21 protein-coding genes and 1 pseudogene are annotated in these 20,363 nt (G+C 34.4%); 5 read left to right on the top strand and 17 right to left on the bottom strand.

Translation table 11 applies throughout. The features are described from left to right. Positions 1-290: 290 nt before the first annotated feature. On the bottom strand, positions 291-1,298 hold the full coding sequence (gene trpS / locus RBG61_RS04865; protein ID WP_307946272.1) for a tryptophan--tRNA ligase: 1,008 nt from the start codon (positions 1,296-1,298) through the stop codon (positions 291-293). Positions 1,299-1,449: 151 nt separating this feature from the next. Continuing rightward, a complete protein-coding gene (locus RBG61_RS04860; RefSeq protein ID WP_307946270.1) occupies positions 1,450-2,637 on the bottom strand; it encodes a PLP-dependent aminotransferase family protein in 1,188 nt (395 codons plus the stop codon). 248 nt (positions 2,638-2,885) lie between these two features. On the opposite strand from RBG61_RS04860, the gene RBG61_RS04855 reads away from it, so the two are divergent. After that, complete coding sequence (locus RBG61_RS04855; protein ID WP_307946268.1) at positions 2,886-5,321, top strand: YfhO family protein; 2,436 nt, start codon at positions 2,886-2,888, stop codon at positions 5,319-5,321. A gap of 31 nt (positions 5,322-5,352) precedes the next feature. Here the strand turns inward: RBG61_RS04855 and RBG61_RS04850 are convergent, their stop codons facing one another. The 7 genes from RBG61_RS04850 to RBG61_RS04820 form a co-directional block, all read right to left on the bottom strand. Continuing rightward, positions 5,353-5,760, bottom strand: a complete 408-nt coding sequence (locus tag RBG61_RS04850) for a hypothetical protein (RefSeq protein ID WP_307946267.1) — start codon at positions 5,758-5,760, stop codon at positions 5,353-5,355. A 126-nt stretch (positions 5,761-5,886) separates the two neighbouring features. Beyond that, positions 5,887-6,273 (bottom strand): hypothetical protein, encoded by a 387-nt coding sequence (locus RBG61_RS04845; protein ID WP_307946265.1) that lies wholly within the window; start codon positions 6,271-6,273, stop codon positions 5,887-5,889. A 38-nt stretch (positions 6,274-6,311) separates the two neighbouring features. Next, the gene (locus tag RBG61_RS04840; RefSeq protein WP_307946263.1) at positions 6,312-6,839 is read right to left on the bottom strand and encodes a flavodoxin domain-containing protein; all 528 of its coding nucleotides are present in this window, start codon (positions 6,837-6,839) and stop codon (positions 6,312-6,314) included. 20 nt (positions 6,840-6,859) lie between these two features. After that, positions 6,860-7,468, bottom strand: a complete 609-nt coding sequence (locus tag RBG61_RS04835) for a DUF3267 domain-containing protein (RefSeq protein ID WP_307946261.1) — start codon at positions 7,466-7,468, stop codon at positions 6,860-6,862. A gap of 54 nt (positions 7,469-7,522) precedes the next feature. Continuing rightward, positions 7,523-8,311, bottom strand: a complete 789-nt coding sequence (locus RBG61_RS04830; protein WP_307946259.1) for a hypothetical protein — start codon at positions 8,309-8,311, stop codon at positions 7,523-7,525. Further along, a complete protein-coding gene (locus tag RBG61_RS04825) occupies positions 8,305-9,018 on the bottom strand; it encodes an ABC transporter ATP-binding protein (RefSeq protein WP_307946257.1) in 714 nt (237 codons plus the stop codon). Before RBG61_RS04825 ends, RBG61_RS04830 begins: the two co-directional genes overlap by 7 nt. 2 nt (positions 9,019-9,020) lie before the next feature. Further along, positions 9,021-9,386: a GntR family transcriptional regulator gene (locus RBG61_RS04820; RefSeq protein WP_307946256.1), complete on the bottom strand. Its 366-nt coding sequence runs from the start codon at positions 9,384-9,386 to the stop codon at positions 9,021-9,023. A gap of 219 nt (positions 9,387-9,605) precedes the next feature. Here RBG61_RS04820 and RBG61_RS04815 point away from each other — a divergent pair, with 219 nt between their 5' ends. The 4 genes from RBG61_RS04815 (at position 9,606) to RBG61_RS04800 (ending at position 12,537) form a co-directional block, all read left to right on the top strand. Next, positions 9,606-10,892, top strand: coding sequence for a bifunctional folylpolyglutamate synthase/dihydrofolate synthase (locus RBG61_RS04815; RefSeq protein WP_307946254.1), 1,287 nt, complete (start codon positions 9,606-9,608; stop codon positions 10,890-10,892). A 184-nt stretch (positions 10,893-11,076) separates the two neighbouring features. Next, complete coding sequence (locus RBG61_RS04810; protein ID WP_307946253.1) at positions 11,077-11,412, top strand: STAS domain-containing protein; 336 nt, start codon at positions 11,077-11,079, stop codon at positions 11,410-11,412. 20 nt (positions 11,413-11,432) lie between these two features. Then, entirely contained in the window at positions 11,433-11,876 is a 444-nt protein-coding gene (spoIIAB, locus tag RBG61_RS04805; RefSeq protein ID WP_307946251.1) for an anti-sigma F factor, read from the top strand. A 25-nt stretch (positions 11,877-11,901) separates the two neighbouring features. Then, on the top strand, positions 11,902-12,537 hold the full coding sequence (locus RBG61_RS04800; protein WP_307946249.1) for a sigma-70 family RNA polymerase sigma factor: 636 nt from the start codon (positions 11,902-11,904) through the stop codon (positions 12,535-12,537). 339 nt (positions 12,538-12,876) lie between these two features. Here the strand turns inward: RBG61_RS04800 and RBG61_RS04795 are convergent, their stop codons facing one another. From RBG61_RS04795 to RBG61_RS04760, 8 genes and pseudogenes are all read right to left on the bottom strand, one after another. Next, positions 12,877-13,398, bottom strand: coding sequence for a GNAT family N-acetyltransferase (locus tag RBG61_RS04795; RefSeq protein ID WP_307946248.1), 522 nt, complete (start codon positions 13,396-13,398; stop codon positions 12,877-12,879). 38 nt (positions 13,399-13,436) lie between these two features. Continuing rightward, entirely contained in the window at positions 13,437-14,357 is a 921-nt protein-coding gene (gene metA, locus RBG61_RS04790) for a homoserine O-acetyltransferase MetA (RefSeq protein WP_307946246.1), read from the bottom strand. A 165-nt stretch (positions 14,358-14,522) separates the two neighbouring features. Beyond that, positions 14,523-14,915 (bottom strand): hypothetical protein, encoded by a 393-nt coding sequence (locus RBG61_RS04785; protein ID WP_307946244.1) that lies wholly within the window; start codon positions 14,913-14,915, stop codon positions 14,523-14,525. A 309-nt stretch (positions 14,916-15,224) separates the two neighbouring features. Continuing rightward, positions 15,225-16,811, bottom strand: a pseudogene (locus tag RBG61_RS04780) (PTS transporter subunit EIIC); the annotation flags it as partial. A gap of 14 nt (positions 16,812-16,825) precedes the next feature. After that, positions 16,826-17,311, bottom strand: coding sequence for a PTS sugar transporter subunit IIA (locus RBG61_RS04775; protein ID WP_307946242.1), 486 nt, complete (start codon positions 17,309-17,311; stop codon positions 16,826-16,828). A gap of 3 nt (positions 17,312-17,314) precedes the next feature. Continuing rightward, positions 17,315-18,154, bottom strand: coding sequence for a PRD domain-containing protein (locus RBG61_RS04770; protein ID WP_307946240.1), 840 nt, complete (start codon positions 18,152-18,154; stop codon positions 17,315-17,317). Between the two features lie 85 nt (positions 18,155-18,239). Further along, positions 18,240-19,901 (bottom strand): phosphoenolpyruvate--protein phosphotransferase, encoded by a 1,662-nt coding sequence (gene ptsP, locus RBG61_RS04765; protein ID WP_307946238.1) that lies wholly within the window; start codon positions 19,899-19,901, stop codon positions 18,240-18,242. Positions 19,902-19,916: 15 nt separating this feature from the next. Further along, positions 19,917-20,174 (bottom strand): HPr family phosphocarrier protein, encoded by a 258-nt coding sequence (locus tag RBG61_RS04760; RefSeq protein ID WP_307946236.1) that lies wholly within the window; start codon positions 20,172-20,174, stop codon positions 19,917-19,919. Positions 20,175-20,363: the final 189 nt, after the last annotated feature.

The raw sequence follows: 20,363 nt of genomic DNA, 5'->3' as shown, positions 1-20,363 counted from the left end.
TTCTTATGGTTTTAGTGTATCATGAGAAAGAAAAAATATCGGTGACTTAGTCACATTTTATGAAATTATTATTTTGAAATAGCAATAATATAACGCACCAATTATGCGCTGGGTTTCAAAAAAATTATAGGATGTCCTCATTCTGTCTCGGAACGCATACAATGCGTTCCCTACAATATATAACGTAGGTTGTGGTTTTCATGCCGCATCGTTTTCTTTTTATAAAATGAGCAGGCTATTCCTAGCCTGCTCAAAATCCCTATTATAGTTAATTATTATTTATCTCTTTATTATAAAGCAACAAATCCTACTTTTTTGTAAACCTTTTGTAAGGTACGGTTTGCAAAATGGCTTGCCTTTTCAGCACCTTGCTTGTAAATTTGCTCTAAGTAAGCTTTATCGTTACTGATACGGTCAAATTCCTCACGAATTGGGCGAAGATGTTCTGCAACTGATTGACCTACTTGCTCTTTAAAGTAGCCATAACCTTTGCCATCAAATTCACGTTGAATTGCATCGTAATCTGCACCTGTCATAACAGAATAGATTGACATTAAATTGTTAATACCATCTTTTCCGTCCGAATAGCGAATTTCCATATCACTATCGGTCACTGCTCGTTTAAATTTCTTAACAATGGTTTCAGGAGTATCTAAAATAGAAATATATCCGTTTGTATTATCATCTGATTTGGACATTTTCTTGGTTGGATCAGCTAATGACATAACTTTAGCACCCAGTTTTGGAATATATCCGTCTGGAACTTTAAAGGTATTACCATAAACGCCATTAAAACGAGTTGCAATATCACGAGCAAGCTCTAAATGTTGTTTTTGGTCAACACCAACAGGCACTAAATCGGTTTGATATAATAAGATATCAGCAGCCATTAAAACAGGATATGTGAATAATCCGGCGTTGATATTATCGGCATTTTTTGCGCTCTTATCTTTAAATTGAGTCATACGAGATAGCTCACCAAATTGTGTGCAACAAGATAAAACCCAGCTTAATTCAGCATGAGCCTTTACATGGCTTTGAATAAAGGTAATGCTTTTTTCAGGATCAATTCCGCAAGCTAAAATTAAAGCTAGCATATTTAATGTTTGCTTTCTCAATGCTTGAGGATCTTGACGTACTGTAATTGCGTGCATATCTACAACGCAATAAGTGCAGTTATATTCATCTTGAAGTGCTTTCCAGTTTTTAATTGCACCAATATAATTGCCTAGCGTTGGAACACCTGTTGGTTGAATTCCACTAAAAATAATTTTCTTTTTTTCTTGTACTTCAGACATATTTATTACCGAATTGATTCATCCTTTGATGAATCAATTTCCTTTCTCAAAATTTTTACGGTTCTAAACCGTTTTCGGTTTAGAGTTGCAGTCGTGGTTTGACTGCAAAGTGAAAATTTGCAAGTTTGAATTGATTCAAACTGAACTCCTATTAGATTATATCATGAGTCAATTCGCCTAAGATTTCAATACCTTTGATAATTTGTTCATCAGTTGGAGTAGAGAAATTCAAACGGAAAGATTGCGTTTTTTCTGCTTCATCCGGCAAAAAAGCATTTCCGGGAACAACAGCAACTTTATTTAAAACAGCACGTTTACAGAAGTCTGTCATGTTGACACCTTCAGGTAGTGTGCACCAAATGAATAGCCCGCCTTCTGGTTTGGTAAATGTAATTTTGGGATTGATATTTTGCTGTAAGCAATCCAGCATCAAATTGCATTTATTACGATATATCGTTTTCAAGCCTTTTAAGTGCTCTTCAAAGTCGCATTGTTCCATAAAGTTGTAGCAAATCATTTGCGCTAAAATATTAGTATGCACATCACTTACTTGTTTGCAAACAACGATTTTTTGAATAATTTCGCTTGGCGCACAAACATAGCCTACTCTAAGTCCCGGTGATAGTACTTTTGAAAAGCTTCCTGCATAAATTACAATTCCATCTTCATCAAATGATTTGATGGTTGGAATGTCAATGCCACTAAAACGCAGTTCGCCATATGGGTTATCTTCAATGATCATAACGCCGTATTTTTTACAAAGCTCATAACAAGCCTTGCGCTTTTCTAATGTCATTGTAATGCCTGTTGGGTTTTGAAAGTTTGGAATGAGATAAACTAATTTTGTATTCGGATTTTCTTGTAATGCAGCTTCAAGACCTGTAATAGAAATACCATCTGATTCCACTTCAACACCTACTAGATGAACATCATAAGAACGGAATGAGTTTAAGCTTCCAATAAAGCTTGGATTTTCACAAATGATAGTGTCACCCGGATTACATAGTACTTTACAAGAAAGCTCAATCGCCTGCTGTGCACCGGAAGTAATAACAAGCTCATCAGTGTCACGACCAATATTGTGACGTTTTTTTAAATCTTCTTTTACTTTATTGCGTAATGGAGTATAGCCCTCAGAAACACTATATTGTAGTGCTGCAATAGGGTTTTCTTTTAAAATTTTATCGGTGATTTTCTCAATCGCTTCGGTTGGAAAAGCTTCCGGTGCAGGATTTCCAGCAGCAAAAGAGATAACACTAGGATCGGCTGTGAATTTTAATATTTCTCTGATTGCAGAGGCTTTTAATCCCGACATACGGTCTGCAAATGCGTAGCTCATAGTAGTTACTCCTTTATTGTCTTTTTTATTTCAATTTTATATATTCACTTTATCTCTTTAGTGTACCACAGTTTTTGCATTCCGTCTAGTTTAAATCATGAACGAATAGTACAAAGAATGTGAAAGAAATGATAGGTTTTTAATCAATATTGTTGTTTTAAATTTACATCATATACAAAAAATCGTTGCTTATTGATTCCTGTTTTGGTATAATATGAACAACTAATGATTCGTTTAGGGGGATAGGAATGAATACATCATTGCTTAAAAAATTTGCCTGTAAGAATAGTTATTTCAGTGTGTTTTTCATTGGTGTTTTAACTGCTTTTTTTATATTTTTACCTTTTTTAGTTTTCGATAAGGGGCTTTTTTTATACTATGGCGATTATGATGTTCAACAAATTCCATTTTACCGATTAGCACACGATGCAGTTCGTGAAGGAAATATGCTTTGGAATTGGAATACAGATTTAGGCGTAAACTTCATTGGTTCTTATTCTTTTTACTTATTAGGAAGTCCTTTTTTTTGGCTAACGCTTCCGTTTCCAAGTGAGGCTGTACCATATTTAATGGCACCACTTTATATGCTGAAGTTTGGGCTGATTTCTGTTACGGGATTTGCTTTTATTAAGCGTTTTACTTCAACAGAAAAAATGGCAATGCTAGGTGGTTTGCTTTATGCGTTTAGTGGATTTAATATCTATAATATTTTCTTCAACCATTTCCATGAAGCGGTACTTGTATTCCCGTTATTACTGATTGCATTAGAAGAACTGGTGGTAAATAATCAGCGTGGTGGCTTTGCGCTAGCCGTTGCTTTGTGTGCATTTACCAACTATTATTTTTTCTTTGGTCAAGTGTTCTTTGTTATTTTATATTTCTTTATACGATGTACCAGTAAAGACTTTAAACCAAAGCTAAGACACTATTTTATCATTGCGTTGGAAGCAGTTCTCGGTTTGCTGTTATCTGCATTTTTATTACTGCCATCTGTTCTTGCTATTATGGGTAATCCAAGAACAGGTGATATGCTTAATGGCTTTGATTTACTATTTTACAATAATACGCAACGATATGGACTAATTTTCTCAAGCTTTTTCTTCCCACCGGATATTCCGGCAAGACCAAACTTTTTCCCTGATTCCAATGCAAAATGGTCATCAGTTTCCATGTTCTTGCCAATGGTATCTATGACGGGCGTTATTGCCTTCTTTAAAGGGAATAAGAAACATTGGGCAAAGACTTTGCTAATTGCAAGCTATATTATTTGTTTTATTCCAATGCTTAACCAGCTTTTTTCAGGAATGAATTATAACTACTATGCAAGATGGTTCTATATGCCGCTATTGATAATGGCTATGGTTACTTGCATTGCGTTTGAAAAACATATGGAACACATGAAATCGGGAATTATCGCTACTTCTATTATAGTCGGTTCTATTTCGCTGATTGGAATTTTACCGAAAAAGGTTGATGATAAGCTGGTATTCTTCCAACTTCCTAAATATCCCGAACGCTTTTGGGGTTATGTGGCTATTGCTGTAATTGGATTGATGATTGTAGGTATATTGTATCTATTAACGACGAAATACAAGCATTTCTTTCGAGTTGCAGTATCGAGTTTTATGGTAATAACGATATTAACTGCATCTTTTATGATTTTCTTAGGAAAGCTTGCAGGTGAGGGGTATTCCGTTGTAAAAGAGCAAGCAATAGACGGGCGAGAGAATGTAAATTTAGCAGATGACAGCTTTTTCAGAATTGATACTTATGATGAATTGGATAACTTGGGTATGCATATGAACATACCTACAATCAACGCATTTCATTCTATTGTCCCACCATCCGTTATTGATTATTATCAAACAATCGGTCAAGAGCGTGGTGTAGGTTCACGTCCAAAGCCGCAAGCAATTGGAATTCGAGGACTTATGAGTGTAAAATATAGCTTTCAAAAGCTGTCAAAAGGTGAAAAAACAGAGCTAATCGGATTTACGCCGTTTGATAAGCAAAACGGATATCAAATTTTCAAAAATGAGTATTTTATTCCAATGGGATTTACTTATGATTATTTTATCAATAAGCATCAGCTTGATTCTTATTCAGGCGATATGAAAGATCGTTTAATGCTAAAAGGATTACTCTTAGAAGATAAAGACTATCAAAAATACAAAGATTATATGCCAATGCTAGAGGATCGATATTGTTATACAGATACGCTTACCGATGATGATTATTACGCAGCATGTAAAGAGCGAGCAGCTACTGCGGCTTATTTATTTCAACGTGATAACAAAGGCTTTTCCGCAAAGATTAACACTAAGAATAAAGAGTTAGTATTTTTCAGCGTACCTTATGATGAAGGATGGAAAGCTTTTGTAAACGGAAAGCAAGTAGAAATAGTCAAAGCAAATGCAGGATTTATGGCAGTTGCAGTACCAAAAGGGAATACTGATATTCGATTTGACTACCATACACCTGGAGCTGTTATGGGATGGATTATTACGATTGCTTCAGCTGCATTGTTATTTGTATATTGGTTGTTTATTCGTTATTTAAGACATAAATATCCGGATAAATATTATTATGATCGGTTTCGCCATGTGTTAAATAGACAAGAGCCAACAGAATTGTTAAGTGAAGAAGCTTATATGAATCACATAATTGAGTGTATGGATGAATAAAACCAGCCCACGCAAAAGCGTGGGCTAAAGTTTACTTGAAATATTGGTTAATCAACTTGAAATCTGGTATTTGCTTTACAATTGTAACCCTCTTGTTATTGATGAATCCATAATTGCCAGAACTCAATGTACAATGGGCGATTTGCTTGTCACCTTGGTACATTGCAATTTTCATCCAAAACCCATCTTTACCAAATCCCAGTTTACGTTTGCATGTAATCAAATTGAGTGTATCACAAATTTCTTGTATGTCCTTTGAATTTGTGAGTGTAACTTTTTGTCCCGTTCCACCATGCTGCATTTCGATTCGGTCGACCTTTGCATTACTGATATTCATTTTGTGTAAAACCGAATCGGTTTTAAAGAAAAACACATGGAGTAGGAGCATACCAACCAATAAAAAAGATAGGCTAATAATGAACCATATTTTTTTAGTCATATAGCAATTCTCCCTAATTAATGTTTTGGTAATATTATACACTATCGATGTAAAAATGTATAGATACTATAAAATAATAGCCAGCAAGTTACACAGATTTTTTGTGTTACTTGTTGGCGAAAATCATTATTTGATATCCCATTTAAAAGAAAAGCTACCTTCTGCCTTTTTTGCGTTCACTTGAATGCGATAATTACTTGGTTTTTCTAACTGAACCGAAAAGGTAGAAGTCGGAATATTAGTTCCTTTGTAATGAATTTTACCATCATCATCAATAATTGTAATATCAAGTTCACCTTTGGCTGAAGTAACATCAACATCAACAGTAGCGGTTTCCATACCATTAATTTTTAATTTCTTTGTTTCCTTTCCGCTAAAATAGCCATACCTCATAGTCCAAGAAGAATTGTTGTTGTTTGTAAATGCATTCACTTTAATATTATAACTATTGCAAGCGGTAAAAGATAATGTAATGAAAAAGCAGAAGAAGATTAACAGTAGTTTTCGTTTCATAGCAAAGACTCCAATATAGTAATTTATGATAGTATATATCAATGTAAGGTTTTTACGTGTTCAATTAGAGGATAAATATTACTGATTGTGCGATAATCTTGAGGTTCTTCATAGGCTTTTAATAAATCGTTTTCATCTTGAGTGCGGTTTTTGGTTGCTTTTAATTTCATTTTTAACATACCCATCAAAATTTTATATTCTTTTGAAAGTGATTGATAGTTAAATCCGCCTCGTAAATAAAATGTTTTGATATGAGAAAGTTGTTCTTGGGTAAAATTATGTGCCCATAATTGTTGCATTTCTTCCTTGTGCCCAGGACTACAGCCTGTTGCCCACACAATTAAATTCTTTTCTTTTAAAGTTTCAAAGTTTTTCTTAATTAAACCAATTCCACATACACTAACTGCATAAAGTCCACCACCATAGATAATGGTGTCATAATTTATAATATCTTTTACCGTTAAGTTTACATTTTCCTTTAAATCGCAATTGAGCTCTTTTGCTATCCATTCGGCATATGTTTTAGTGAATCCAGTTTTTGACTGATATACAACAACAGTATTCATAGTGCCCTCCAATACGATAATTATTTATAGTATGTCTCAAATCCATTATTGATAATAGCAGCTTTACGAGGTACTTGAAAAGCAATGAGAATGAGGTTTAATATGTCTACACAAGATCCCATTGCATTCAAAATACAAATAAACAGAAAGAGCGGATGATATAGATTAAACAAACTTAATATAACGGGTAGTAAGATAGATAAAGCGAAAAATGGGAACAACGATATTACAATAAATCTTGCTTTCGATAATTTTTCAGTTGTAGCTACAAATCCGCCCAGAAGCGTTATACCCCAAACGGTTTTATCCGATTGAATGAAATGGGGTATCCATATTGCGTGAAAAAATTCATGAACAGTAAGCACAACAACACTGGCAGTACAGTAAACTACAATGTCAAGTATGGATATTGTAAAAGAGAAAGAGGTAATTCGAAATAGTTCTTTTACTTGTGGAAAAAGAATATAAAACAATCCTCCTGTGAGAAACGCATTAACAAGCAAAATAGGAATGGAGATAAGTGTTGCAATCAATACATTTTTAGGTTCTTTTATTCGTTTCCATCCAACTATTTGCAATGCATTGGATAATGTAAAATCTGTTTTAGGAATTTGTTTTACATATTTCAAGAATTGACCTCCTGGTGATAGAATCGTTTATTTGTTATACTATAGTTGATAAAGTTATTCAAGATTTAAGTGCTTGGATAGAATAATATTTGATACAATAAAGTAAGCAACAGAAAGAACCAAACCAATACCGATTTGTGTTAGAAGCAGGGTGGATATTGTTCCTGCTTCTAGTGTGCTACTGGCTTCAAAAAAGCTGTATCCTAGTATTGATAAAACTATAGTTGATATTGCTTGAGAGATAGTGGATAGTACAAAAAATGCACCAAATGATACTAAAATACGATTACTTTTTGCTAAATGGCCTAAACATAAAGAAGCATAAATCATTAAAGTACTTGAAAGGATAGCAATTAGTGCAGCAAAAACGATTTCGATAGCAAAAAACCAAAAGTTAATATGAAGTATGGTTTCAAACTGGGAACGTAGGGTTGAGAATTCACCAAAAAATGTTGATATCCAACTATAATCCGGTATTAACAAAAATACAGAAACCGCACATACTATAAAAGTTACAATAGTCCATATGCAAGAAACCAATAGTTTATTCACAATATGATTTGTTGCAGAAACCGGTAGCGTAAAGCTTAAGTAGCCTTCTTCACCAAGTAGGCTCTTATAGAAACGTTGAATCATAATTATGAAGGAAATGATAAATGCTGCGAATATTAAAAGAACTTGTGCTGATACAGAAATAAAACGAATAGCATTTATGATAGGATTATCTGGTAAGAAAATAAATAGCATTTTATTTATTATTGCTAAGAATAAAATAACAGGAAGCATAGGCAAATAAAATCTTGCTGTTGCTTTCATTTCATATTTAAAAAGTTTACCTAACATCTGAATACCTCCCTAAATAAAACGTCAACTGATTTGCCTTGATTTTCACGAATATCATCAACGGAGGATGATAAAACTAATTGACCGTTTGCAATAAAGTTTACTTCGTCGAGTATTTTTTCAACATCAGCAATTAAATGTGTTGAAATTAAAACAGTTGCGTTTTCGCTGTAGTTTGAAATAATTGTATTTAAGATGTAATCACGAACTGCTGGGTCAACGCCACCAATTGGTTCATCCAATAAATAAAGCTCTGCATTACGGCTCATTACTAATATTAACTGCACCTTTTCTTTGTTACCTTTTGAAAGGTGTTTTAATCGATCTCTTTCGCTGATTCCAAGGCGGCGTAACATATCAAAAGCTTTTGATTTATCAAAGTTTTGATAGAAATCGCCAAAATAATCAATGATATCGGCAACTTTCATCCAATCCGGTAAATAGTTTTTATCAGGAAGATAAGAAACTTGAGTTTTTGTTTGTAGATTTGTTTGTTGACCACAAACAATAATTTCTCCACTTGTTGGAGTTAAAATACCGCTTGCTAATTTCATTAAAGTTGTTTTACCGCTACCGTTGGCGCCAAGCAGTCCAACAATTTTTCCTCTTGGTATGGTTAGGTTAATTGCATTCAGCGCAAGACTTGCACCATAACGTTTTGTTAAGTTGCGGCATTGTAAAATTGGATTTTCTACAGTTTCTAGCATAGTTAGTTCCCCTCCGCTGTATTTTTGATTAAAGTAATAGTTTGTTCTTTTGAAAATCCAAGTTGATTCATTTTCTCAAAGAACATTTGAATTTGCTCAGTAGCTAGTTGTGTTTTAACTTTTTCAAGCATTGCATTGTCCTCCGTTATAAATCTTCCAGCCGTTCGCTGTGTGTAAACTAGACCGTTTCGCTCTAATTCAGCTAATGCTTTTTGCATTGTATTTGGATTAACGGCTGCTTCTTGCGCTAAATCCCTTACAGATGGTAGTTTTTCGCCAGCTCGAAATTCCCCTGAAACTATGCTTTGGGTTATTTGTTCTATTAACTGAGCATAGATTGGACGATCTGAGGTTAAATTCCAATTCATTGATAGTCCTCTTTTCTATTTGTGTTATTGTACTAATGACTTGATACAATAATACAACTGTTTCAAAGTTTTGTCAATAGCTTTTTCAAAAATATTTTTACTTATTTTAGTTTGTTACTTACATTGTATCCATAATCACATTATGCTATAATTAACTGCTGAAGGATACGATATTTTCAACGTATTAAGAATGATTTTAATAAAATAGGAGGGACCTTCTTGAATTATCAAGAATCCGTAAATTATATACACAGCTTTACTCGATTTGGCTCACAATTAGGATTAGAGCGTATGGCAAAGCTATTAGAGTTAATGGGTAACCCACATGAAAAATTAAAATTTGTGCATATAGCAGGAACAAATGGGAAAGGCTCTACTGCTCAGTTTTCTACTCAAATATTGCGAAATGCAGGGCTAAAGGTTGGAACATATATATCACCATTCGTTGTTGACTTTAGAGAACGGTTTCAAATAAACAATGAAATGATTGCAGAAGAAGAATTTCGCTGTTTGGTTGAGATGATTGACCCTATTGTAAAGCAAATGAGCAAGCAGGGAATGCAAGTAACTGAATTCGAAGCGATTACAGCCATCGCAATGCAGTTTTTCTGTCAGAATCAATGTGATATTGTATGTTTAGAAGTTGGTCTTGGCGGTCGTTTTGATGCTACCAACGTAATTGATACACCTGAAGTAGCAATCATTACTTCTATTTCATTGGATCATGTTGATATTTTGGGCGATACCATTGAAAAGATAGCAAGTGAAAAAGCAGGTATCATAAAGGAAAAAACGGATGTAGTCACTTATCCGTTACAAGAAGTTGATGCAGTTGCTGTATTTTTAGAGCGTTGTGCATTAACACAATCTACTTTAATTTTACCAAATGCAAACGCTGTTACTATTATAAAAAGTAATATCTTTGGTTCAGAGTTTATATATGATAAAGAAGCTTATTCCATTCAGCTAGCCGGAACACATCAGATTTACAATGCAGTAGCAGTAATTGAAGCTATGAAAATTTTGCAAAGAAAAGGCTATCCAATTACGCTTGAGTGTATCAAAAAAGGTTTACAGCTTACCACTTTTCCGGCACGATTTGAGCGAATGAGCGAAAAGCCGTTAATCATTGTAGATGGTGCACATAATAAGCAAGCTGTTTTATCACTTGTAGAAACGTTAGACAAGCTGCAAGTGAATAAAAAGATAGCGATTGTTGGCATGATGAAGGACAAAGATTATCAAAGTGCTGTTGAGCAAATTGGCTCACGTTGTGAATGGATAATAACAGTTCCCGTCAACAATCCGCGGGCAGTTGATTTTGTTGCTTTAGCGGAAGTTGCAAAGCAATATTGCAATCAGGTTGAACCAATTGATGATTATGACAAAGCTTTACAAAAAGCACTTACATTTACAGACGACAATTCTGCAATTATCGTGTGTGGTTCATTTTATATGGCAAGTGATATGAGAAAAACAATAAATAATTGGACTAGATACCAATAAATGACAATATTTTCATCCTCTTTCTTTTATAATATTAGATAGAGGGAAAATATTTTAAAATATTATAAATTAGAAAACTCCCTCTGATACTTTTTGTATCAATCAGAGGGAGTTTTTATTTTTATATTCATTTCATCTATACACTTGTTTTGCAATGAAACCTGTGATGATAAATGAAATGAGTATGAGTAAAAAAGAAAGGATAGGAATCAATATGGTTAAACTTGAAACGCAAGACGATCAAATCACAGCTTACATTCAAGGTGATATTGACCATCACACTGCAAGCGAAATTAGGGAAGAAATCGACGCATGTGTGGAACGTGTACGTCCAAGCATATTGCGGTTGGATTTCAAAGATGTCACATTCATGGATAGCAGCGGAATAGGTTTGGTAATGGGCAGATACAAGCTAGTTCGCAGTATGAGTGGTGAAGTGAGAATTACCAATTCCTCTTCTCATATTAAGCGAGTCATGAAATTAGCGGGATTAGATAAATTAGCAGAATTTGAAAATTAACGTAGTAGGAGGTAAAAAAGATGAATGTACATAACGAGGTAAAAATAACGCTCTCTAGCAAATCATCAAATGAAAGCTTTGCCAGAGTTGCAGTATCTGCGTTTTTCGCACAGCTGGATCCAACAGTAGACGAAATAACAGACATTAAAACTGCTGTAAGTGAAGCAGTCACCAATTGTATTGTTCATGCTTATAAAGACACAATTGGCTCAATTTATATTACACTACGCATTTTAAAAGACAATAAAGTCTATATTAAAATTCGAGATGTCGGTTGCGGAATTCCCGATGTTAAGAAAGCAATGGAACCTTTATATACAACGGCTCAAAATGAAGAAAGAGCAGGTCTTGGCTTTGCAGTTATGCAATCCTTTATGGATAATGTGAAAGTATATTCAAAGGAAGGACGAGGAACAACGGTGGTTTTAGTGAAGAAGCTAGAGCCACGGTGTCAAAATGGTTAAAACGGCAATTGAAAAAGAGGAATTTGTGAAAAAGAACTTAGGACTCGTTCATAGCTGTGCCAACCGTTTTAGAGGTAGATTTATTGAATATGATGACTTGTTTAGTGCCGGATGTGTTGGGTTGTTAAAGGCGATTGATGGCTTTGATGAGAATCGGGGTATCATGTTTTCAACATATGCCGTTCCCGCTATTTTAGGCGAAATGAAGCGTTTATTTCGTGATGGCGGTGCACTAAAAGTAAGTCGGAGTTTAAAGGATTTATCTATGAAAACAATACGAGAGCGGGAACGATATATGAAAGAATTTTCACGAGAGCCAACCCTAAGTGAGCTAGCTGAAATTCTTGAAGTATCAATGGAAACTGTTGTTGAAGCGCTTAATGTAAGTATACCGCCTATGTCATTGACGCTGCAAGACGAAGACGGTGAAAGTCAGCTTGATGTTCCAATTGATGTAATAGATGATCGAATAGCCGATACAATTTCCTTGAATGAAGTAATTAACACACTTGATAGTCAAGATAAGCAGCTTATTTTGTTGCGATATTATCAAAATAAAACGCAATCGGAAACTGCTGCAGTTTTAGGAATGACACAAGTGCAAGTCTCGAGAAGAGAAAAAAAGCTCTTGCAAAAACTGCGAATAAAGCTGAGTGGATAAACTGCATTTATGGTCTATATAATCAGGGGGGTTATATCATTATTATTGAAACAAATAAAAATGCGTTCCCAGTTTGAACTGGGAACGCAGTAGCTTGTAGAAAAACTCAAAGCGCAAGAAGAAAATGAATATTAGAGGAATTTTAAGAAACAAAGCATTTTTTATCCATGCTTTTTGGGGCGATTGCCAAAAAGCATGGTCAGGCTTGGGCGGATAGGCCAATATACATAATCGCAAGAATAATACTTATATCTTGCAGATATTAAACTAAAATTCACTTTTTCTTCAGTCAGATGCGTTCCCAGATTGAACTGGGAACGCATCTGACTGAATTTGTCGTTATATCATTTTTTCCATTCGAATATCGTTATGCCATTTGCCATTATAATAGACAAAATTCTTGTTTTCGCCTATTGTTCGGTATCCGACTTTTTTATAAAAAGCGCGAGCCTTGAGATTATATTCAAATACGCCTAATTCGATTCGATTACAATATAATTCTTTGCATTTTTCTTCCAAAAACTGCATTGCGCGTTCACCAATACCCATTCTTTGATAAGCTTTTTCACCAATGCAAATACTAATCCATGCGGATGAATCGTCGGGCTTGAAAAGATAGGGAACATCAGTTTGAATACTGATATAGCCCACTTTTATATTGTCACACAGAATCATATATACTGATTTCTTTTGATTCGCTTTCATACTTTTTATAGTTTCTTCTATGGTGATACGGGGAATATTCTGCTCGTTAAAATTAGGTCTGATGAAATATTGAATTTCCTCATCATTATCCCATTTACACATTAACTCAATATCATCTATTGTATCGGCAGATGTTTTTTGATAGGTGATGTTCATATTGATATCCTTTTTTATTATATTAAGTGATGCAAAATTTACTTTAAACCATCTTCCAAATCAAATGGAGTTTCTTGATATACAAAGTAATTTAACCAGTTGCTGAACAATAAATGTGCATGTGCGCGCCATTTAAATGCTGGAGGAAAGGCTGCATCATCATTTGGAAAATAGTTTTTCGGTACAGCAATTGGCAGCCCTTTATCAATATCCCTAAAGTATTCATTTGCAAGGGTATCACGATCATATTCGGAATGACTGGTAATAAAAAATTGCTTTCCGTTTTTAGCGGCGATAATGTTGGTTCCTGCTTCATTTGAATGAGATAGTACTTCAAGCTCAGGATGGTTTGCAATCTCTTTTTCTATAGAAGCGGTATGTCGAGAATGTGGTGCATAATAGGTTTCGTCAAATCCACGCATTAGCTTATGAGTGGGAGTAATCACTTCATGAGAGAAAACACCGAACATTTTTTCGGGAAGAGGTTTTTTTTGAATTCCATAGTGATAGTATAGTCCGGCTTGTGCACCCCAACAAATATGCATTGTTGAGCATACATTTTTTTTGGACCATTCCATAATACGAGTTAGCTCATCCCAATAATCAACTTCTTCAAAATCAAGTTGTTCAACAGGTGCACCCGTAATTACAAGTCCATCAAATTTTAAGTGCGCAATCTCATCGAATGTTTTATAAAATTTTAATAGATGCTCTGGTGAGGTGTTTTTAGCCGTATATGTTGCCGTTTGCAACAATTCTATTTCTACTTGTAAAGGGGTATTACCTAATAAACGAAGCAGTTGGGTTTCTGTTTCGATTTTTTTAGGCATTAAATTTAATATTGCTATTCTTAATGGTCGTATATCTTGGTGCTCTGCACGATCTTCTGTCATAACGAAAATATTTTCACTTTCCAGAGTGGTTTTAGCAGGCAATGTTTCCATAATTCTGATTGGCATAGTTAAAGTTGTCCTTTCTTGGAATCGGATATAACTCCGGTTAATCCCAATATAGATATATCAATAAAAGTATAGCAAAGTGAGAAAATAAAATCAACGGGTTTTTGAAGTGCGTTTACGTATAGCGTTGTAAAAAGCCCCACTGCGTAAACAATGAGGCTACTATTATGTCTTTTTGATAAATTGCGTTCTACAATTTGGACAGGTAATGTTAACTTTACCTCTGCCTTTTGGAACACGCACTTTTTGCTTGCAATTTGGACATTTGAAATGGCGATGAGTTTTAGTATCACTCATATTCTTCACTGTTGTTTGGGTTTTATATTTTACTGGATTCCAAATACTTAAAAATAGAGTATTTTCTTTATATCGCTTCGTAATATTTTTTGAAAACATACGAAACAATGCCCAACCAATAATAAGGTAAGACAAAATCATGATGAAAAACAATCCAGTAATAGTGCCTATCATAGAAACGACTAAACCAATAATAGTCAATGCAATTCCCAATGTATCAGGTCCATATCTACCTGTCATTAACTTACGAAACCAATCCATGTAAAACGCTCCTTTTGTCATTATAATGTTAGCTTATCATATAAAAATGAAGGATTAGTGAATAGTTCGTGAGATATAAAATAATTGTTTCAATTCAAATACTTTTTATTCATGTAGGATTTATTTGTTAGATTCAATCAAGATACCATATGTAATAAGCTATGATACAATTTGATAAAGTAAGTAATGCAAGACAACATATTTTAACTCAATAAACAAAAAGTAACCGATGAACAAGTGAGGATGTTCATCGGTTACTTTTTTATTTAAGGTTTGAGAAGTTGGTTAATATTATTTTGCATGTTTTTCATCTATATAGTCTTCTAATTCACTTTTGATAACTGTAACACGTGGCCCATAAATTACTTGAACGCCATCACCTTTTTTGATTACTCCGGAAGCTCCACTTTGCTTTAATAAGCTGTCGTCAACAATGGAAGAATCCAAAACAGTAATTCTTAATCTTGTAGCACAGCAATCAAGGTTTTTAATATTATCCATGCCGCCAAGACCATCTAAAATCAGTTGCGATACATTACCACGCTCTTTTACTTCATTTAAATCTTTTCTTGTATATAGTTTTGACTCTTCCATATCATCTTCTTTACCAGGAGTGATGAAATTAAACTTTTTAATTAAGAACTTGAATAGGAAGTAGTAAATGATGAAGTAAGCGATACCAACAGGAATTGCAACCAACCAATTGGTTTTATCGCTTCCTTGTAGAATACCAAACAAGAAGAAATCAATGAATCCGCCTGAGAAGGTCATACCGATTGTAACGTTTAATAAGTGCATTAACATAAAGGAAAGACCGGCAAATACGCAGTGAATTCCATATAATACAGGGGCAACAAACAAGAATGTAAATTCAATTGGTTCTGTAATACCTGTTAAGAAAGAGGTAAGTGCTGCTGAAAGAAGCAAACCACCAACAATTTTTTTCTTGTTTGATTTTGCACTATGATACATTGCAAGAGCTGCACCAGGTAAGCCAAACATCATTATAGGGAATTTACCTGTCATAAAGCGAGCAGCCTCTACGCTGAAGTGAGTTGTACTTGGAGAAGCAAGTTGAGCAAAGAAGATGTTTTGTGCGCCAAATATCGTTGTTCCATCGATTACCATTGTACCGCCAACACCTGTTTGCCAGAATGGTAAATAGAATACGTGATGTAAGCCGAATGGAATCAATGCTCTTTCAATAATACCATATATAAATGTACCAGCATATCCTGCGTTTACAACAAGAGAGCCAAGTGCATATATTCCGTTTTGAATAATAGGCCAAATGAAGTACATTAACACGCCTACTAAAATGTAAACAACTGTTGAGATAATTGGAATGAAACGTGTTCCACCAAAGAAAGAGATAACGGTAGGAAGTTTGATTTTATAAAAGCGGTTGTGAAGCGCTGCTACGCCAAGACCAACAATAATACCGCCGAATACACCCATTTGCATGGATAGGATACCGTTTGTTTCAGCAATACTACCTTGTACTACGTTTGGAGAAATAGAACCATCTGCTAATATTTTACCTGATAATCTTAGCATTTGAGAAATGGTAGCATGCATTACTAAATATGCAATACCAGCAGAAAGTGTAGCAACTGCTTTTTCTTTTTCTGCCATACCTAGTGCAACACCCATAGCAAATATGATAGGAAGATTTGCAAAAATAATGTTACCGGTTGAGCTCATGATTGATAAAACTACATGTAAAAATGTGCCTTCGCCTAGAATAGATTGAAGGTTATATGCTGCTATCATAGTCGGATTTGTAAAAGATGCACCGATTCCGAGCAACAAACCTGCTATTGGTAATAATGCAATCGGAAACATGAATGCTCTTCCGACTCTTTGCAAAACGCTGAATGTTTTATTATTTTTCATATTTGTCAACCACCTTATTTTTTATAAGTCATAACAACTGTTTTGGCTTGTTGTGTTTGAACTAAATTTGTTTTCATTTCTTTGATATCTTGCATGTTTGTAATGATGATAGGAGTATGTGTTTGATAGCCTTTGCTCTTAATAAAATCAAGATCCACAGTAGCTAATTTATCGCCCACTTTAACCTTATCGTTTGCCTTAACGAAGCTTTCAAAGCCTTCGCCTTTTAATTCAACCGTATCAACACCGATATGAATTAAAATTTCCAGTCCATCATCTGTTGCAATACAATACGCGTGAAGTGTTTCCGTTACATCGATGATTGTTCCGTTAACGGGTGAAACCACTTCGTTACTGGTTGGAATGATTGCAATTCCGTCGCCCAACATCTTTTCGGAAAACACTTCATCAGGTACATCGGTCAATGCAATTGCTGTACCGTTTTGTGTTGCGAAAATCTCGCTGGCTTCATTTTCTTTTTTCTTAAATAAGCCAAACATAATCTAACCTTCTTTTTTTTGATTTAATTGTTTAATACGTTCTACTTCAACCGTAATAAATCCGATTGCATGTTCGTCCAAAATAATTTGGAGCTCTTGATTAATGATATCTACTATTTGCTTTGTAATTTTATAGCTGTCGGCCATGTTTGATTGAATGGATTCTAAAAGGGAATGGTCTAGTTGAAAGGCATTTGGTTTTCCGTTCACTATTCGGTTTAGTGACATCAAAAAAATACGAATATCGGTTTCCTCATACATAGAATGCGTATGCAATAAGGATTCCACATGATTTGCTATTTTACTATAAATGCGAACCTGATCCAGTGAAGTACTAATGGAGTGCTTGTTGAGAGAGGAGTTTAAGTGTAGGGTAATAAAAGCAATTTCAGCTTCGCCAACGTCGATTCCCATTTTTGTGTTTAACAATTCCACGCCTAGTTTTGCTACTTCATATTCTTTTGCATAAAGAATTGAAATTTCGTTTTGGAATGGATTATCAATTGTTAATCCAAACTGAATTCGATCTACAAGAAACTGTATATGATCAAATAGGGATTTATAGATATTATCCTTGTGAATGCCTAGCTTCTCTTGTGCGATAGTGCAAATTTCAGCTACTACGCTTTCAAGTTCTTTTTCGTCATAGCTTACATTCTTCATTTTTGTATTTGTATTCCATAGGATGAATACTTGATTTTCTTCTCCAACATCAGAAACAATATCATTTCTTTTGCGATTAAAGCCAATTCCTTTTGACATTAAAATGACTTGTTCATTGCTTTTTTTGTTCTTTGCCAAAACAACATTATTGTTAATCGATTTTTCAACTACATATTCCATTGTTATGACCATTCCTTTCGTCAAGCGTAAAAATTGGTTACGGATAAACGTATGGTTGTTGGCAGCTATATAAAATCCAAAATAGTTATAAAACGTTAGTTAAAGCTTGATCTTTGATAGAAGAAACATTCGTTTCCCTTACTATTTTTCTAATGCTTAAAACTTTATTTGGAGAAACCGATAATTCATCAATGCCCATTGCTAAAAATGTTTCTGTTAATGATTCATCAGCACCAAGCTCACCACAAATACCTACCCAAATTCCGTTTTTATGAGCATTATCAGCGACCATTTTAATCAGTCGTAAGATTGCTTTATGATGTGCATTGTATAAAGTTTCTAATTTACAATTTTGACGGTCAATCGCTAAAGTATATTGGCTTAAATCGTTTGTACCGATGCTGAAAAAGTCCACCATTTTTGCAAGATCATCACTGATGAGTGCGGCAGCAGGGGTTTCTATCATAATACCTAATGCGATATTTTCATCAAAAGAAATACCATCTCGCTTTAATTCACTTTTGACTTCTTCAACGATTCTTTTAATAGATTGAACCTCTTCCACAGAAATAATCATAGGAAACATGATTGCAATTTTTCCATATGCAGAAGCACGATATAATGCTCTGAGCTGTGTTTTGAATATCTCTATTCTGTCTAAGCAGATTCGGATTGCACGATAGCCCATTGCAGGATTTTCTTCGTGCTCCATGTTGAAATAATCCACTTGTTTGTCTGCTCCAATATCAAGTGTACGAATAACTACGGTTTTTCCGGACATGATTTCGGCTACAGATTTATATGCAGTAAACTGTTCTTCTTCTGTAGGATAATCATTTTTTTCAAGAAATAAAAATTCGCTACGGAAAAGTCCTATACCACCGGCATCATTTTTTAAAACTTCGCCGACATCAGAAGGGCTTCCGATATTAGCATATATTTTAATCTTTTTACCGTCTAATGTTATATTTTCTTTATCTTTTAACTCATTTAAAAGAAGCTTATGTTGCAAATTTTGTTGCTTTTTGGTTTCATATAAACGAAGTGTTTCTTCATCCGGTTCAATAAAGATATCGCCAGTTTGTCCATCAATAACCGCCAGTTTTCCATCATATTCTTCTTGTAAAGCAGTTCCGACACCGATTACAGCAGGAATGTTCATCGTACGAGCAATGATTGCTGTATGGGAGTATGTGGACCCTTCCATAGTAACAAATCCTAATAACTTGGCTTTATCCATTTGAACCGTTTCGCTTGGAGCTAAATCATTTGCAGCGATAATCATCGGCTCATTGTCGGTATTTGCTGCTTGTTTGTTATTCATAAGAATGTCAATCAAACGGTCTGATACGTCTTTGACATCTGCTGCACGGCCTTGCATATATTCATCATCCATTTGGCTAAACATGTTTGAAAAATTATCTGCGGTTGTTGCTACAGCATATTCTGTATTCACTTGCTGCATTTTTATAATGTTAACAACGGAATCAACATAATCTAAATCTTCCAACATCATTTGATGAATTTGAAAAATAGCAGCATTGGCTTCTCCAACTTCGGGAAGAGCTTTTTCATAAAGTGCTTGAAGTTGTGTGATTGCTTTTTCTTTTGCTTGTTCAAACCGAACAATTTGAGATTGGCTGTCTTCTGTGTGAATACGTTTGATAACGTGTTGTTTACGTTGACAAAAGTGAATCTTGCCAATTGCAATTCCTGAAGACACACCTTTTCCCTTTAAGATTATCACCTTAACGCCCCCTAATTATAAGTTTTCATCACAAAATTGTTGTAGAGCGGATAAAGCTTGTTCTTCATCTTCACCATCAATTGTAAAAGTCAACTCATCATTTTTCTTAGCAGCTAAGCCCATAACAGCGAATAGTCTTTTTGCATCAGCTGATTTTTCGCCTTTTTGAATCATAACGCTAGAACTGAATTCACCAGCTTTTTTAACAAGTAATCCTGCTGGACGTGCATGAATTCCGTTTTCATCTTTAATAACAAATTTAAATTGTTTCATAAAAAAACCTCCAAAATATTAAACCAAATAAAAAAAGGCATAAACACACTAAGTAACCGAGCTACTTAAATACGTTTATGCCTGATTGAATCAGTAACACACTATAATTTATTTGTCATATGAATTGTATACTATTACATATTTTTTGTCAACATTTTTTTAATAAATTATAACATTTTTAATGTGTAA

It is taken from the genome of Paludicola sp. MB14-C6 (genome assembly GCF_030908625.1).
Lineage (GTDB): Bacteria > Bacillota > Clostridia > Oscillospirales > Ruminococcaceae > Paludihabitans.
Note: the sequence above shows the minus strand (reverse complement) of the source record. Positions and strands in the feature narration are given on the sequence as shown.